This window comes from Cupriavidus sp. C1SS-2L, from assembly GCF_057073735.1.
Genome location: NZ_CP172708.1, coordinates 1,936,205 through 1,952,975, shown reverse-complemented (window position 1 = coordinate 1,952,975; position 16,771 = coordinate 1,936,205). Strand labels below are relative to the sequence as shown.

General features: G+C 65.4%; 13 protein-coding genes. 5 read left to right on the top strand and 8 right to left on the bottom strand.

All coding sequences use genetic code 11. The features are described from left to right. Positions 1–155: 155 nt before the first annotated feature. The gene (locus ACIGJG_RS09100) at positions 156–1,109 is read right to left on the bottom strand and encodes a 2-hydroxyacid dehydrogenase (protein ID WP_483672248.1); all 954 of its coding nucleotides are present in this window, start codon (positions 1,107–1,109) and stop codon (positions 156–158) included. A gap of 108 nt (positions 1,110–1,217) precedes the next feature. Here ACIGJG_RS09100 and ACIGJG_RS09095 point away from each other — a divergent pair, with 108 nt between their 5' ends. The 4 genes from ACIGJG_RS09095 to ACIGJG_RS09080 all read left to right on the top strand — a co-directional run bounded on the left by ACIGJG_RS09095 (position 1,218) and on the right by ACIGJG_RS09080 (position 6,936). Beyond that, complete coding sequence (locus ACIGJG_RS09095) at positions 1,218–2,360, top strand: citrate/2-methylcitrate synthase (RefSeq protein ID WP_140950482.1); 1,143 nt, start codon at positions 1,218–1,220, stop codon at positions 2,358–2,360. A gap of 186 nt (positions 2,361–2,546) precedes the next feature. Beyond that, positions 2,547–4,202 carry a S53 family peptidase gene (locus tag ACIGJG_RS09090; protein ID WP_483672247.1) on the top strand — a complete coding sequence of 552 codons (1,656 nt, stop codon included), beginning with the start codon at positions 2,547–2,549 and terminating at the stop codon, positions 4,200–4,202. Next, on the top strand, positions 4,138–5,862 hold the full coding sequence (locus tag ACIGJG_RS09085) for a S10 family peptidase (protein ID WP_483672246.1): 1,725 nt from the start codon (positions 4,138–4,140) through the stop codon (positions 5,860–5,862). Before ACIGJG_RS09090 ends, ACIGJG_RS09085 begins: the two co-directional genes overlap by 65 nt. A gap of 228 nt (positions 5,863–6,090) precedes the next feature. Then, complete coding sequence (locus tag ACIGJG_RS09080) at positions 6,091–6,936, top strand: class II glutamine amidotransferase (RefSeq protein WP_011297920.1); 846 nt, start codon at positions 6,091–6,093, stop codon at positions 6,934–6,936. 24 nt (positions 6,937–6,960) lie between these two features. Here the strand turns inward: ACIGJG_RS09080 and ACIGJG_RS09075 are convergent, their stop codons facing one another. Next, positions 6,961–7,428, bottom strand: a complete 468-nt coding sequence (locus ACIGJG_RS09075; protein ID WP_011297919.1) for a CBS domain-containing protein — start codon at positions 7,426–7,428, stop codon at positions 6,961–6,963. A gap of 151 nt (positions 7,429–7,579) precedes the next feature. Between ACIGJG_RS09075 and ACIGJG_RS09070 the strand changes: the two genes are divergently transcribed. Beyond that, on the top strand, positions 7,580–7,708 hold the full coding sequence (locus tag ACIGJG_RS09070; protein ID WP_258234682.1) for a hypothetical protein: 129 nt from the start codon (positions 7,580–7,582) through the stop codon (positions 7,706–7,708). 30 nt (positions 7,709–7,738) lie between these two features. Here the strand turns inward: ACIGJG_RS09070 and ACIGJG_RS09065 are convergent, their stop codons facing one another. The 6 genes from ACIGJG_RS09065 to rpoD form a co-directional block, all read right to left on the bottom strand. Further along, the gene (locus tag ACIGJG_RS09065; RefSeq protein WP_041679953.1) at positions 7,739–8,083 is read right to left on the bottom strand and encodes a DUF190 domain-containing protein; all 345 of its coding nucleotides are present in this window, start codon (positions 8,081–8,083) and stop codon (positions 7,739–7,741) included. 111 nt (positions 8,084–8,194) lie between these two features. Beyond that, positions 8,195–9,103 carry a DMT family transporter gene (locus ACIGJG_RS09060; protein WP_140952950.1) on the bottom strand — a complete coding sequence of 303 codons (909 nt, stop codon included), beginning with the start codon at positions 9,101–9,103 and terminating at the stop codon, positions 8,195–8,197. An 82-nt stretch (positions 9,104–9,185) separates the two neighbouring features. Further along, on the bottom strand, positions 9,186–11,966 hold the full coding sequence (locus ACIGJG_RS09055) for an Hsp70 family protein (RefSeq protein WP_011297916.1): 2,781 nt from the start codon (positions 11,964–11,966) through the stop codon (positions 9,186–9,188). 29 nt (positions 11,967–11,995) lie between these two features. After that, positions 11,996–13,840 carry an Hsp70 family protein gene (locus tag ACIGJG_RS09050; protein ID WP_483672245.1) on the bottom strand — a complete coding sequence of 615 codons (1,845 nt, stop codon included), beginning with the start codon at positions 13,838–13,840 and terminating at the stop codon, positions 11,996–11,998. Then, positions 13,837–14,421: a DUF2760 domain-containing protein gene (locus ACIGJG_RS09045; protein ID WP_483672244.1), complete on the bottom strand. Its 585-nt coding sequence runs from the start codon at positions 14,419–14,421 to the stop codon at positions 13,837–13,839. Before ACIGJG_RS09045 ends, ACIGJG_RS09050 begins: the two co-directional genes overlap by 4 nt. Before the next feature lie 290 nt (positions 14,422–14,711). Beyond that, on the bottom strand, positions 14,712–16,673 hold the full coding sequence (gene rpoD, locus ACIGJG_RS09040) for an RNA polymerase sigma factor RpoD (RefSeq protein ID WP_483672243.1): 1,962 nt from the start codon (positions 16,671–16,673) through the stop codon (positions 14,712–14,714). Positions 16,674–16,771: the final 98 nt, after the last annotated feature.

Genomic DNA, 16,771 nt, shown 5'->3' with positions numbered 1-16,771 from the left:
GAAGCGGCCGGGGCTAAGTAACGACCAGCGAGATTTCGCCGTGCCCGTGACGCTGGCATCCATCACATCGCCGCGCTGCAACGGGCCTACGCCCGCAAGCGTGCCAGGCAGGACGAACTCCATCATGGCGCTCCTGAGTGGGGGTGCCTGTCGACTCAGGTAGTCAGGCTCATCGCAGGGCGCTTGCCGGCCAGCCCCTCGGCCACGCTGTCCAGCACCATCCGGATCATGGCGGCGCGGGTTTCCCACGTGGCACTGGCGCGATGCGCCTGCAGCGTCGTGCGATCCGACCGGCGCAGCGCCAGCGGCACGCGCGGTTCGTCCACGAAGACATCGAGGCCAGCACCGGCAATGCGGCCGGCTTCGATGGCTTGTGCCAGGTCGTCTTCATTGACCAGGCGCCCACGCGCCACATTGACCAGGAAGCCGCGCGGCCCCAGGGCATCGAGGACGGCGCCGTTCACGATGCCTTCCGCCTTGTCGGCCGCCGCGCAAAGCACCAGCGCATCGCTGTTGCGAGCGAGGTCGACCAGATCGGGCACGAACGCGTGCGGCAAATCGTCCATGCGCCGCAGGTCGGTGTAGCGGATCGGGCAACCAAATGCAACGGCCCGCGTGGCGACCGCGCGGCCGACGCGGCCCATGCCGACAATACCGACGCGCATGCCGCTGAACCGGCGCGCGAGCGGAATGGCCGACGGTTGCGGAAAGCGTTCCCACTGGCCATCGCGGACAAAGCGGTCGCCCGCGCAGATATTCCGGCAGGCGGCAATCAGCAGGCCAATCGCAAGGTCTGCCACGTCCTCGGTCAGTGCGCCTAGCGTAGCGGTGACCGGCAGCCCGCGCTCGCGGCAATAGGGCAGGTCCACCGCGTCGGTGCCCACACCGTTGACGGCCACCACCTTCAACGCTGGCAACTGTTCCAGCATCGCCCGGGAAATCCCGGTGTGCCCGCCCGTGATGACGGCCTGGATGGCCGATCCATGCTCCTTGAGCCAGGCGGCCTGGTCCTCGACCTCGAACAGCTTGTGCACGTGGTAAAGGGCGGCCAGTTCGTCATTGGCGGCGGGGATCAGGATGGGATTCAGTTGCAGGATGTGCGGCTTCATGTGGTCGTCGGAGTCGGCTGGAATGTAGGACCCATGGTAGTTAATGGTTGATTGTCAATGCAATATTGATATATAAAATCAACATAAATAGATGTGGAGCAAATCACCATGGGTCCCTGGATATCGATGGACGAGGCATGCGCGCGGCTCGGCGTGAGGCCGCAGACGGTCTACGCGTACGTCAGCCGCGGCAAGATCGAGGTCATGTCCGATCCGGTCGATACGCGTCGCAGCCTGTATCGCGCCGAAGACGTGGCGACGCTGGCCAAACGCAAGCAGGCTGGCCGCAAGCATGAGACGCTGGCCACCAACACGCTGTTTGGCGCCGAGCCCAGCATTCCGACCGCGATCTCAACGTTCCTGCGCGAACGGCTCTACTACCGTGGCCGCGACGCGGTGGTGCTCGCCGAAACCGCCACGCTGGAAGAGGCCGCGCAGTTGCTGTGGGATTCAGCGCAGCCCGTGAATTTTTCGTCGTCCACCAAGGTGGCAAAACCGGGGCGTGTGGCGGCCTTCAAGGCGTTGGCCGAACTGGCTGCCACCGGTCATTCGACACATGGCCGCATGACGCGCGTCCTGCATGCGGAAGGCCAGGGCCTGGTCGGCCAGCTGGCCAACGCGTTTGGCGCACAGCCGGGGCAGCAAGCGCTGCATATGCGCTTCGCGCAAGGGTGGGGGCTGAAGCCGGCAGGGGCCGAGTTGCTGAGGATGGCCATGGTGCTGCTGGTCGATCATGAACTGACCAGCTCCGCGTTTGCGTCGCGTATCGCGGCGTCGAACGGTGCGTCGTTGCCCGCGTGCCTGCTCTCCGGCCTCGCTACCTTGTCCGGGCCGCTGCACGGTGATGCTTCCGGTCGCGTCAAGGCGCTGTTCAACGACGTCGAACGGCAGGGCGAAGATCAGGTCATCACGCACTACCTGTCGACCGGCCAGGCGCTTGCGGGCTTCGGACACCACCTCTATCCCGAGGGCGACCCGCGCGCCGCCGCGCTGCTGTCGCGGTTCGAGCCGCCGCCGGTCATCGCCCGGTTCATCGCACAGGCAACACGCCTGACCGGCTTGCAGCCCAATATCGACGTGGCATTGGCCGCGCTGGTGATTCACTGCGGCCTGCCCGACGATGCAGCATTCGGGATGTTCGCCACGGCGCGCAGCATCGGACTGCTCGCGCATAGCCTGGAGCAACTGGGTGTGGGACAGGTGATCCGTCCGAGAGGCCGCTATGTCGGCGTGGTGCCGGAACGGGTCTGAGCTACGCAAGTTTGCTGTGCGTGCTCTTGTACGAATGGGCAGACAGGCATGCGGCCCATTGCACTCTGCTTTATCACAGATATAAAACACGCTCAGCAGCGGCATTTTGACGAATGGCCCCGCAATACCTAAGCTCGTTTGAGCCTGCCGCCAAAGCCGCAGGCAACGTCAGTGCGGGAGGAAAACATGGCGGACACACACGTACAGCTTGCTGGCAGTCGCCGGCCGCTGCCGCACAACGCCATCCGGGTGCGCGACGTGGATCCGCACGCGATCGTCGACGTCACGGTCACGCTCAAGGGTCCCGATCTTCCCGCACCGGAACAGATGCCCGACAAGGCGTTGTCGCGCGAAGCGATCGTGCAGCGTTTCGGCGTGCCCGCGGAAACGGTGCGCAAGGTCGAGGACGTGCTCCGGGGCTATGGCCTCCAGGTCGTCGAGGTGAAGCAAGGCGGCCGCAGCATACGGGTGCGCGGAACGGCGTCGGCGATGATCGCCGCGTTCAAGCCCGAACTTGGCATCTACCATGTGCCCGGACAGGGTCAGATCCGCGCGCGCCACGGCGTGCTGATGGTGCCGGGCGAGATCGCCGACGTCGTGGAGGGTGTGTTCGGCCTGGACCAGCGGCAGATGGCGAAGCGTCATGCGCAAGCCGCGGCATTGGTGCGCACGCTAGTCCCGCTGACCCCCGCAGACCTTGTGAAGCGATACCACTTTCCTGATGGCGATGGCGCAGACCGGACGATCGCCATCGCCGAATTCGGCCAGAACATCGGCAATGGGCAGGTACTGCCGCCCGCGTATCTTCCTTCGGACGTATCCCTGTTCTGCAAGCGGCAAGGGTTGCCGGTGCCTGTGGTGCGGATCGAAAGCGTTGGCCTGTCTCCGCTCAGCGAACAGCAGTTCCGGGCCGAGATTCAGGAACTTCCCAAGGACCTGCAGGACCTGCTGTTCGTGCAGACCGCCGAGACGATGATGGATATCGAGATCGTCGCCGGACTTTGTCCGAAGGCGGATATCGGCGTGTATTTCGCGACGTGGGGAGAGAGCGGCTGGATCAACCTGCTCGATGAAGTCACTTCGGGGAAAGGGCCCGTGCCCGTGGCGCTGTCCATCAGCTACGGTCTCGCCGAAGAGGCCACGGACTGGAGCCATGGTGCGATGGCATCGATCAACCAGCGGCTTCAGATTGCAGCGATGCAGGGCGTGACCGTGTGCGTATCGTCGGGCGATGACGGCAGCGGCTGCAATCAACCGGGCAAGCGCTGTCATGTCGCATTCCCGACCTCGAGTCCCTATGTGCTGAGCGTGGGCGGCACCATGCTTGTCACACATGCGGACGGGAAGTCCGAGGAAGTGGCGTGGTGGGAAGCGCCGGGCGAGCGCACACAGCAGGGCGGCGGCTCGACCGGTGGTGGCGTGAGCGTGCTGAATCCGCGGCCGCCGTGGCAGAACGTCTCGGTGGCGTCTCTGAATCCCGGCGCCGCAAACGGGCGCGTGGTGCCTGACGTGGCCGCATTGGCGGGGCCGCCGCTCTACGACCTGCTGCTCGATGGCCACGCATTGCCCGATGGCGGCACGAGCGCCGCCGCGCCGTTGTGGGCGGCGCTGGTGGCGCGTATCGATGCGGCGTTGCCGGCCGGCAAGCGGCAGCGATTCCTTGCGCCGCTGCTCTACAAGGGCGATGTGGGACGCGCGGGCTTCAGCGACGTCGTTTCGGGCCAGAACACCTCGCGTCCGAGCCCCGGCAAGGGCTATACGGCCAAGGCAGGCTTTGATGCGGTCACCGGCTGGGGCGTGCCCAACGGGCAGGGATTGCTCGCCGCGCTGGCTGCGGTCTGACGATCTGGCGCCAGCGGACTTCACCATTTCGCACACGGAGGACAATGCAATGAGCCCGACGACACGAAAGGAAGTTCCGTCCGATGAGCCGCTTATCGACACCACGCCCTATGGCTATGGCCCGGACGATTTGGTGACCGACGTCACGGAGACCGCGGCGATTACGCAGCACACGCTGAAGCTGCATGGCAAATCGCTCGCCTACACGGCGCGCGCGGGCCATCTGGTGACAACAGACCCATACAGCGCCATGCCGGCCGCCAAGCTGTTCTATGTCGCCTTCACGCTCAATGGCACGGCGGCATCCAAGCGGCCCGTGACGTTCTTCTACAACGGTGGCCCCGGATCGTCATCGGTCTTCCTGCTGCTCGGCTCTTTCGGACCACGCCGGATCAAGACCAGCATGCCCGGCTTCACGCCACCCGCGCCCTACGAGATGGAAGACAACGAGGATTGCCTGCTCGACCATACCGACCTCGTCTTCATCAACCCCGTTGGAACGGGCTATTCCAGCGCGGTCGCGCCGGGCACCAACAAGGACTTCTGGGGCGTGGACGAAGACGCTAGCTGCATCAAGCAGTTCATCAAGCGTTATCTGACGGTGTTCAACCGCTGGAATTCGCCGAAGTATTTGTTCGGGGAGTCTTACGGAACGCCGCGTACCTGCGTGCTGACATGGCTGCTGCATGAGGATGGCGTGGACCTCAACGGCATCGTGCTGCAATCGTCGATCCTCGACTATTCGCAGGCGGGAAATCCCATCGGGCTGCTTCCTACGCTTGCGGCCGATGCGTGGTTCCACAAGATGGTCACGCTGTCGCCGGTGCCTGCCGAACTGGCGACGTTCATGGACGACGTGGAGGCGTTTGCCATCGATGCCTACGTCGAGGCGTTATCCGGCTTTCCGAAGTTCGACCAGAAATCGCTCGAGTACCTCAGCGCCATTCTCGGCATCCCGCAGGAAGTCCTGCGCTACTGGAAACTCGACCCCTCGACCGCAAACGGCTCGGTGTTCCTGACCAGCCTGTTGCTGGACAAGGGCCTGGCGGTCGGGGCATACGATGGCCGTGTCACGGCGCAGGACACGGGCATCGCCGAATACATCGCCCCGAATTCCGGCGGCAACGATCCCACCATGACCGCCGTGGGCGGCGTCTATACGGCGATGTGGAATGTGTATCTCAACGAGGAACTGCAGTTCACGTCGACCTCGCCTTTCATGGACCTGAACGACGAGGCCTTTCTCAACTGGAATTTCGGCCACGTCGATCCCACTGGCGCGCAACGCGGCGGTGTCGAAAGCCTCTACACGGCCGGCGATCTTGCTGCGGCGATGGCGCTGAATCCTTACCTGCGGGTGTTCTCGGCGAACGGCTACTACGACGCCGTGACGCCGTTCTTCCAGACCATCCTCAACTTCCAGAACATGCCGGCCGCCCATGCGGGCATCGCGACGACGCTGACCGTCAGGAACTACCCATCCGGGCACATGATTTATCTCGACAATGCGTCCCGTACGGCGATGAAGGCGGACCTGTCCGACTTCTATGCAGGTTCGGACCGCCATGTGGAAGCCATCCAGGCCGCGTTGCCGGTGCAGGAGCAACAGGCGGCGTATGCGGCGCGGTATCGGAGGCGGCTGAGCCGGACGCCGTATTAAGGGCGGGATTTGCGGGCGCTGCCCTGGGTTGCCCGCCAAAAGTGACGAATCGTGCGTATAGCGAGGTCCCTTCGCTTTCCGAATCTCCTTCTGACATGCCAGACCGTCGCGCGCCGGCCGCATCCGGCGCTGGGTGCGGCGGCGTTCCTTTGCCGTTCGCGGGCAGCCGTCCTAAAACAGAAGTGTGGGGCGGCAGTCACCGGCCCCGCCGATAAGAGGAGGAACACCATGTGCCGCTGGCTGGCCTACTCAGGCAGATCCGTGCCGCTCGAAGCGGTGCTATTCCAGCCGGAACACTCGCTGATCGACCAGAGCCTGAATGCGCGGCTGGGCCATACCACCACCAATGGCGATGGCTTTGGCGTTGGCTGGTATGGACGCCACTCCGAGGTGCCATTCCGCTACCGTTGCCTGCACCCTGCCTGGAGTGATACCAACCTGCGCGAGACGGCCCGGGCGGTGCGGGCGCCGCTGTTCGTTGCGCACGTACGGGCGGCTACCGGTACGCCTACGCAGGAAACCAATTGCCATCCGTTCCGCTTCGGCCGCTGGCTCTTTGTTCATAACGGCCTGATCCGGGAGTTTCCGTTATTGCGGCGCGACCTGATGATGGCCGTCTCGCCGCAGTTGTTCCGCTGGATCGAGGGGTCTACGGATTCCGAGATCATGTTTTTCCTGGCGCTGACTTTCGGGCTGGAACGTGACCCACGCGCCGCGCTTGAGCAGATGGTGGGGCTGATCGAGGAAGTCGGCCACCGCTACGACGTGGAGCATCCGATCAACATGACCGTCTGCGTGACCGACGGCCAGCAGATTGTTGCGGTGCGCTATTCCAGTGAAGCGGATTCGCGCTCGCTGTTCCACAGCACCTCGTTCCGCCAGTTGCGCGAACTGTATCCCGACGACCCGCGCATCATCGCCGCCGGCGACGATGCATTCCTTGTGCTGTCAGAGCCGCTGATCGATGTGCAAGGCGTGTGGCAGGAGATTCCCGAGGCCACGATCCTGGTTGGCCGCGCCGGGGTGATCGACTACAGCCGCTTCACGCCGCGGATGCCGGAGCTTTCCAGCTAGCTCCGAGGCGCGGCATGCCGAAAACTAGTAGCAACCGCCCGTGTCGACGGTCAGGTTGAGCATGTCGTGCTCGAGGTCGCGGATCAGGTGTTCGTCTTCGCTCAGCAGTTCTTCCAGGATGTCATGGCTGGACAGCACCCCGGCGATACGCCCGGATTCCAGAACCGGCAGATGGCGGATGCGCCTGGCATGCATCAGCGCAAGGCATTGGTCGCAGGTATGGTCAGGCGAAACACAGACGACCTTGGTCGTCATGATGTCCCGGACCTTCGTTGCGCTGGCGCTGCGGCCTGCCAGTTCGACGCCACGGGCGTAGTCGCGCTGCGACAGTATCCCGGCCAGCGTGTCGCCGTGCATGACCAGCACCGTGCTGATGTCCTTGTCGGCCATCAGCTGGAGCGCTGCCAGCACGAAATCATCCGGCGCGACCGAAATGACATCGCGGGGCTTGTCCGCCAGAAGCTGGCGCGCGGTCTTTCTCACCTTGTTCATCGTCGTCTCCGTCTGACTTCCGTTGCATCGCGCTGCGTCGCGTTGCATCGATCTGACACTGGCACGCTACTTGCCAACTCCCCTTCGCGAAAGGGACAGGGGAGGGCTATTGTTAAAGCATCCCCACATCCAGTCACTAATGGGGGTCATCATGAAACCGGTCGTGCACCATTTCCATTCGGATCCGCCCCATCACGGCGCGCGGTACTACGCAGTGCTGGCGACAGCGTTGCTGGTCCCAGGCGTGCTGTATGTCTGCATGGCGTTGCTGAGCCAGTGACGGAGCGGGCCGCCGTCATGTGATGGGGGCTCACGTGGGGCCGTCATCCATGTCTGGCGCCGCCTTACCAAGGAAGCCGAACTCCACGGGGAACTTGGTGTAGAAGACGCGCACGTCCTCAGCCGCCAGGCGATCGAACAGCGCCTGCGTCTCCGACTCGGTCGCGATCATCATGATTTCCTCGGGGCGATCGGCCAGTTCGACGAAATGCCAGCTGTGGAAACGGTGATCGTGCCCCATGCCTTCGGCCGCCACGCGATGCGTTGCGCCACGAACATTCATGTCCCGCATGAGCTGCAGCAACCAGTGCGACAACTGCTTGCCGTGGTGGCGGCGGCTCTCCACGGTGTAGAAAGTGACCTGATAGCCATGCACGATTGCCTCCTGGCGCACTGCCATCCCTGAGCGGGCACGCTATTCAGTCTACTCCGCAATCGTCAGTGGCTTGGACTGCAGCATTGCGCCATTTGGCAGCAGCGGGGCAGTTCAGCGCCGCTGCGCGAGCCAGATACCGGCCCCGATAGTCACCAACCCGACCGCGTGGTACCAGCGCGGCCAGTCGCCGAGCAGCAGCGTGGACAGCAGGGCCGCGAACACCGGCGTCAACGTGATAAAGAAGACTGGCAACTGCGCGCCGGCACGCGCGATGGCGCGGTCCCAGGCAAAGTAGGCGAGCAGCGATGGGATGGTCGCCACATAGAGCAGGATCGCCGCGACCTTGCCACTCCATTGGAGCGGCTGATCGAGCGTCATCAGTTCCCACGCAGTCACGGGCACGCTTACCACCAGGCCGGTCACGATCTGCGCGAACAGCAGCACGGGCAACGGCAACTCGGGGCGCCGCTTGCGCAGCAGCCAGGTATAGGCGCTCCACGCGATGGTGGCGGCCAGCATATAGAGATCGCCCGCGACAAAGTCGAGTTGGGCAAGGCGGCCAAGCTCGCCGCGTACGAGCACGAACGAAACACCCACGAGGCACAGCAGGGCGCCCGCGACATGCCACGGCTTCATCTTCTCGTGAAAGCACGTAGCGCCGATGATCAGCAGGAACAGCGGCGTGGAGGCGCCGATCAGCGTGACATTGATCGGCGTCGACGTGGTCAGTGCCAGGTACTGCAGCGCGTTATAGCTGGCGATCGACAGCATGCCGAGGGCGAGGATCACCCCCGCATGCCGGCGCAGCGCTGCGCGGTGCTCGACGACGCCGCGCCATGCGTAAGGCGCGAGCAGCAGACCGGCCAGCAGCCAGCGCACGAAGTTCAGCGTGACCGGCGGCACCGTTCCGGCGGCCAGGCGGCCGACGATGGCGTTGCCGGCCCAGCTCAATGGGGGGAAGGTAAGCAGGAACAGTGTGGTCCAGTCCAGGCGTCTGGTACCGGTGGTGCTGGCGTGCATGGGTGTGACGTTGGCTTTTTCTTGTGAAGCCGCATTATCCGCCAGGTCCACGGCACCCGCTGCGACGCGCCGCCAATGCAGTTCAGGCAGTTCCGCCGATCAGTTTCAGGCCCGCAGGCAATGCCTCTCCGAAAACGCGTCCCTCGTCGGCGGCATCGAGCTCCACGGCCTCGCGCACCATGGCGATCCAGCTTTGCGGCGCGTTGGCGGCCTCCAGGCGGCGCACGACGGCTGCGCGCACCTCATCGGGCAGATCCCGCGTGCGGTCGCCGGTCATGCGTGCGATCTGCGTCGCGGCAAACGCCGCCGGTTCGACCTTCTTCCAGTCGAGCGCCAGGATGGCATCCACCCACCGCGCAGCGATGTCGGCCGGGACGACGCCATGCGCGCTGCCATAGAACGGCCGGCGCGCGCCAATACGGCCCACGGCCCACCAGCTCTGGTTGTTTTCCGACGGCTTGCGCAGCCGGGCCAGCAGCCATTCGGCGACCTCGATCTTGCGCTCGGCGGGGATGTTTTCGAGCGAACCGGCCAGCCGAACCATGTCGGCGTACCCGGAACGCGTCGGCCCTGCGGGCTTCTTGTAGTGGCCGCTGCCCGGCGGCTGAAGATAGAAGGCCATATCGTCGAGCAGGCGCAGTTGCGCGCTCTCATCGAGACCACCCGCTGCGCGGCGCCACAGCGTCCACCATTCCGACCAGTTCTGGTTTTCGTTGACATACTGGATGCCCTGGTCGTACATCGACCACAGCTGTTCGACCCGCCACTCGTCCAGCGGATAGCCGAACCCCGGCCGCACGCAATAGCCGGCCAGGTTCAGCCAGAGCCGCTCATGGTCGGCGGTACGCCGCCGGCGCTTGGCCCGCTCCAGGAAGGCGCCGAACAGTTCGCGCAGCAGCGCGCTATCCCATTGCTCGCGCGGCCCCAGCAGCTGTTCCAGATGGGCGCGCTGCCGTTTGACTTCCTTCGGATCGACGCCTTGGGCGCGTGCGCCGAAGGTGCGGTCGATGGCGTCGAAGGCTTGTGGCAACGACGGGTGCAACGTTTCGGTCGTGGGCGCTTCGGCCGGCGCTTCGTTGCCGCGCAACTGGAACTCGAGCCGCCAGCGCTGCGCGGTATCCGCTATCTCGCTGCAGTGGACTTCGAGCGTGCCGACCTCGGTCAGCGATGTCGTGATCTGCACCGGCGTTTCGCGCGGACCGCTGTTGCCGCGCGTCGGCACGACGGTTGCGATCGGCGGCAGGCGCACGAAGTCGCCGCGCTCAAGCCCCGTCAATTCGCCGGGCTGGTAGGCCGTGTCGGCCACGGACGAGACCAGATGGAACTGGACCGGATGGCCAAGCCGCAGCGCGAAGGTGCGGTCCTTCAGGTGAATTTCGTGGCCTTCCTCGGTGCCTTTTGGCAGCAGGCAGATGCCTTGCTGCCCCGATGCGCCGTCATCGAGCACCAGGAAATAGCTGCGCGGCGAACCACCGCCGATGCGCGGTGCCTGTCCCGCTCGCGCACGTGCATAGGCTACAGCGCCGCGCGCAACGGCGACATCGGGATCGGCGTTGTGCAGGACGTTCAGGGGCGACCCGCGCCATGTGCCCAGCGTATCGGCGATGCGGCTCGCCAGCGCTTCGGCACGGAATACCCCGCCGTTAAGCAGCAGCGTGTCGGGCATTGGCAACGCATCGTCGCCGGACTGCGGCTGGCCCAGCGCCACGCGCGACTGCGCGGCGTGCTGGCTCAGAAACGCCGCGACATGTCGCGTGACACCGGGATCGGACGCATAGGGCAGGCCGAATTCGACGATGGCGCCGCGCGCGCGGCCCGGCCGCTCGGTGGACGCCACCTTGGGAAAGAAGCCATCGACCACAAGCTGTTCGACTTCCTGCCGCGTGACCTCCACGGAGCGTGCGCCGCCAATCAGCTTCGAGCCGGCACCAAGGAGCGTGACCGTGACCGCATCCGGCGCTCGCGCACTGAGCAACTGTTCCTTGGCCGCACGGCAGCGGGCAACGAGTTGGGATAAGCCCGAGGCCGACAAGCGCGCTTGCGCGGGACCGAGACGCGCCTCGACCAGATGCGCGAGCGCCAGGTCCATGTTGTCGCCGCCGAGCATCAGGTGGTTGCCCACGCCGATCCGCGTGAGCTGCGGCTGCCCGTCCTGCATGTCGACGCGGATCAGCGTCAGGTCGGTGGTACCGCCGCCCACGTCGCAGATCAGCACCAGGCGAGTCCGCGCGAGCTCTGCATCGAGCGTCTCGCGGTGATGGAACAGCCAGTCGTAGAGTGCGGCCTGCGGCTCTTCGAGCAGGCGCAGCGCAGGCAGGCCGGCCATGCGCGCGGCCTCAAGCGTCAGCGCGCGCGCGCCCTCGTCGAACGACGCTGGCACGGTGAGCACGACGTCCTGCTCTTCCAGCCGGGCGTCGGGGAAGCGATGATTCCACGCGGCAGCCACATAGCCGAGATAGCTCGCGCTCGCGGCGACAGGCGAGATCTTGCCGACTTCCTCGTCCGCGCCCCACGGCAGGATGGGGGCGGTGCGATCAACCGAGGCATGCGACAGCCAGCTCTTCGCGCTGGCCACAAGCCGGCCTGGCACCTGTGCGCCAAGCGTGGCCGCCAGGCGGCCGAACACCGTACGGCGCGCGGCGGCGCTCGCCGCCGACTGCCATGGCAGCTGCAAATCGTCGCCGCTGATTTCACCGGGCGCCGCGTGGTAGCGAACCGAAGGCAGTAGCGGGCGCGCGGCGACTTCACCCAGGCCTACGAGCTGGTCGATCTCGAAGACGCGGATATTGTCCGATCCTGTCTCCGCATAGGCCACCACGGTATTGCTGGTGCCAAGGTCAATGCCGACGGTGTACCGCTTCATTGCTTCCTTGCTTATCCGCTAAACGGTGTTCAACCCTGCGCGCCGCCGCGCACGTCGAATTCGACCTTCCAGCGCTCGTCGTTGCCGCGGACGGCCTCGAGTTCTAGCGTGCCCGCTTCCGTCACGCGTGCGTGCAGCCTGACCGGAACGACTTCGCCCGGCGTGCGTCCTTCGGCCGGCAGGGTCGCCTGGATTTCCTCCAGTTCATGCAGTTCCTCGGGGCCCCAGAAATCGAGCAAGGTACCGACCTGGTCCTGGCGGCGCACCGAGGAGCCGAAGAACCGGAAATGCACTGGTTCGCCGACCACAAGGCCGAGTTCCTGCGGCGGCAATTCGGTTTCGGTGCCTTCTTCCATGCCAAACGGTGCCACACACAGCGCCTGGATCGGCGGTTCGAACCCCGGCACGGCGGGCATCGACGATTCCACGGCGATGTAATACGAGCGCGCGGTGCCGCCACGGATGCGCACGCCCTTGCCGCGTCGCACATAACCGTAGTACGCGGCGCCGCGTGCCACGGCCAGGTCCAGTTCGGCACCGCCGAGCAGCCGGGCAGGGGCCGCGCCTTCTGCGACAAGCCAGCCGTTCAGGGTCTGCTGGATACGGTCCGCGAGCAGGCCCGATTTGAATACGCCGCCGTTGAACAGTACTGCGGTCGGATGCAGGAAAGTCGCGCTTTCCGGCCGCGTACCCCGGAACCCTTCCAGATCGGCGAGCGCACCGACCTGGCGGCCAAGGAAGGCTGCCAGATGCCGCGTGATTGCCGCATCCTGTGCATAGGGCAGGCCAAGCTGCGTCAGGCCGACGCGCGCACGGCTTACCGGCCGGGCCGCAGCGTCGACCTGCGGGAAGAAGCCTTCCAGGATGATCTGGGTGAGTTCCGTACGCGTCAGGTCCGTGCGGATCGATCCGCCGATCAGCTTGGAGCCGCGGCTGGGCACGACCAGCGGCACGGTATCCACCGTCGGGTCAGTCAGCAGCGTTTCCTTGGCCGCCCGGCACGCATAGGTCAGCGCGCGCAGTTGCCACGGGTCGGCTTGCGTGCCTTGCGCAGCGAGCTTGCGCGCGACTACGTGGGCCAGTGCCAGATCCATGTTGTCGCCGCCGAGCAGGATATGCTCGCCGACGGCCACACGATGCAGTTCCAGGTTGCCATCACGCTCGATGACTGCGATCAGCGACAGGTCGGTGGTGCCGCCGCCAACGTCGACGACGAGGATGATGTCGCCGACCTTGACGTCCTTGCGCCACTGGCCACCGCTTTTCTCGATCCAGCTATAGAGCGCAGCCTGCGGCTCTTCGAGCAGCGTCATGCGCGCGTAGCCAGCGGCCGCGGCGGCCTCTGCGGTGAGTTCGCGCGCGGCCGGGTCGAACGAGGCCGGAATCGTCACCGTCACGTCCTGCTCGGCGAACGGCGCGTCGGGATGCGCCTGGTCCCACGCTTCGCGCAGGTGGGTGAGATAACGCACCGATGCCTCGAGCGGCGATACGCGCGGCACTTCAGGCGGCGCATCGTTAGGCAGGATCGCGGCGCGGCGGTCCACGCCGGGGTGACACAGCCAGCTTTTTGCACTCGATACCAGCCGGATAGGGGTGCCGGCACCGCGGCTGCGAGCCAGCTCGCCCACGGCGAATTCGCGCGTGGCACTCCATGGCAGGGCCAGGTCGCCCGGCGCCAGCTCGCTCTCGTGCGGCAGATACAGGAAGGAGGGCAGCAGATCGCGTGCTTCCGTCGCACCCGGTCCGGTCAGCTGCGGGATCGCCAGGACACCCTGGCTGGTCTTCTCGCCGTCGCTGCCGGTCAGGTCGACGTAGGACAGGGCGCTGTGCGTGGTGCCCAGGTCGATGCCGATGGAATAGCGGGCCTCGCTCATAGCTCGACCTCCGCGGGGGCGATGACGGTGGCGTCATGGCGCTCGGCCAGGCGCGGCAGCCTGACTTCCTCGGCCTTCCAGCCGCGATGGCTGAGGTTGCCGTGGAACGGCGCGCTGCCGACCACATTGCCGGTCAGGCGGACGGCCGTGGCATCGAAGCCGTCGGCCAGCGTTACGCGGCTGCCTTCGGCTTCATTGCGTACCGGGCGGATCGTAAAATGCTCGCGCAGCACGGCGCGGCAGCCATCGTGGACGAGACGGGCGGCGCCGCCGATCTCGGTGTCGGTATAGCCGGCAATGTCTTCCTCGACGAAGTCGATGAACCGCGCATCGCGCTGGAGCAGTCCCAGCAGTTGCAGGGCCGCGACGGGGCTTGCTTCCTTCAGTGCGGGCGCCGGTGCGGGCGCAGCGGGAGCCGGGGCTGCCACGGGCGCGGCCACCGGGGCCGGCGCGGCAGCAGGCAGTTCGCCGTTGCGCAGGCGGCGTACCCCGGCAGCCAGTTCACCGTTGCCAAGGATGGCAAAGAAGGTGCCCACGGCCAGCGAGATCCTGCCAAGAAAAGAGATGTTCGAGTCGATCATGGAAAAACTCCTGTGTGCTCTGTTGGGGGACGAGCTGTCCCGGTCCGCGGCAAGTGCGCGATGCGGCATGAGAAGCGGTGCATCGGAACGCTGTGCTTTTCCTGCCGAATGCGCTCCGCCTGGCCCTCAAGTATTCCAGCCGGAATTTTGCACTAAGCGATATGTCAGCCAGTATGGCGTGTGTGGTGTAGCAGCCATCCATGCGAAAACCGGCAGCCCAAGGGCCGCCGGCAGTCGTTGTCATGGTAAGCGAAAGCATCCTGCGGGTGCAGGATGCCCCGCCATGCCGATTACGCGTCGCGCAGATAGGTGATGAGCTGATCGGCGCGGCTCGGGTGGCGCAGCTTGCGCATCGCCTTGCTTTCGATCTGGCGGATACGCTCGCGCGTCACGTCGAACTGCTTGCCGACTTCTTCCAACGTGTAGTCGGTGGCCATATCGATGCCGAAGCGCATGCGCAGCACCTTGGCTTCACGCGGCGTGAGCTCGTCGAGCATTTCACGCACGACTTCGCGCAGGCTCGCCTGGAGGGCGGCGTCGGCCGGCGTCGCGGTGTCCGAGTCGGCAATCATGTCGCCGAGGCTCGTGTCGCCGTCTTCGCCCACGGGCGTTTCCATCGAGACCGGTTCGCGGGCGATCTTCATGATCGCGCGGACCTTTTCTTCGGGCATGTCCATGCGCTCGGCCAGTACGGCCGGATCCGGCTCCTTGCCGGTCTGCTGCATGAGCTCGCGCGACAGGCGGTTGAGCTTGTTGATCTGCTCGATCATGTGGACCGGCACGCGGATCGTGCGGGCCTGGTCTGCAATGGCGCGCGTCACGGCCTGGCGCACCCACCACGTCGCGTACGTCGAGAATTTCCAGCCGCGGCGGTACTCGAACTTGTCCACGGCCTTCATCAGGCCGATATTGCCTTCCTGGATCAGATCCAGGAACTGCAGGCCGCGGTTCGTGTACTTCTTCGCAATCGAGATTACCAGGCGCAGGTTGGCCTGGGTCATCTCGTGCTTGGCCTGGCGCATCTGGCGCTCGGCGGCCAGCATCTTGCGGTTCACCGCCTTCAGCTCGGCCAGCGGGAGCGCCGCGCGGGCCTGGATGTCGATCAGCTTTTGCTGATGCGCTTCGAGATCCGGCAGCGCGCGCGCGACGGCGGCGCTGTACGGGCGCGATGCGGCGGCAAGGTCGCGGCCCCAGCTCAGGTTGGTTTCATTGCCAGGGAAGCGTGCGATGACGTCCTCGCGGTCCATGCCGCAACGGTCGACCAGCAGCTGGACCACCTGGCGCTCGACCACGCGTACATCGTCGACCATGGACTGGACATCGGCGCACAGGCGTTCAATGGTCTTTGCGGTGAAGCGGATCGTACGCAGCTCGTCGCGCACCGTGTCGCGGGCGGTCACGAACCCTGCCGATCCGCTGCCGTTGGCGGCGTATTCCTGCCGCATCAGCTCGAACTGCTCGGACACGCGCGCAAAGCGCTTCAGGCATTCGTCGCGCAGCTTGGCGAGATCGGCTTCAGCGCTCTGCTGCGTCGAGCCTTCTTCGGCATCGTCGTCGTCCTCGTTGCTTTCGTCTTCATCCGCGGTGTCGGCGCTGTCGTCGTCGCTATCGTCAGCGCTGGCGGTCACGGGAGCATCAGCGCCGCTTTCGTCGGTCAGGCCGTCGACCAGATCGTCGATGCCCATCTCGGCGCTGGCCACGCGGCCCGACAGTTCGAGGATGGTGGCAATCGTGGACGGGCAGGCCGAAATGGCGTGCACCATATTGTTCAGGCCATCTTCGATCCGCTTGGCGAGCTCGACTTCTTCCTTGCGCGTCAGCAGCGTGGCGGAGCTCATCTCGCGCATGTACATGCGCACCGGATCGGTCGTGCGGCCGAACTCCGAGTCCACGGTCGAGAGCGCCACTTCGGCTTCTTCATCGGCCTGGTCGTCGGAAGCGACTACTGCGTTGTCGCTGAGCAGCAGCGTCTCGGCATCGGGCGTCTGCTCGAAGATCTTCACACCCATTTCGGCGAACGTCGTGACGATGCTTTCCATCGCCGCCGTGTCGGTGAAGTTCTCTTGCAGATGGTCGCTGATATCCGCGTGGGTCAGATACCCACGTTGCCTGCCCAGCTGGATCAGCGCACGCAGTTGCTGGGTGCGCGCATTGGCTTCATCCGGCGACATGGATTCCGTTGAGCCGCCGAGGCCCTTGACAATACCTGCTTCGCGGGCTTTCGCAGCCGTTCGTTGTGGACCGCTCGTCATCTACTGCTGTTTCCTTCGTGATCGCGTTTTGATTGCACCGCGTTTTGATTGCAGCGCGCACTCATTGCGTGCGTTTTCTGGCCCGCTGTCAAGGCTTC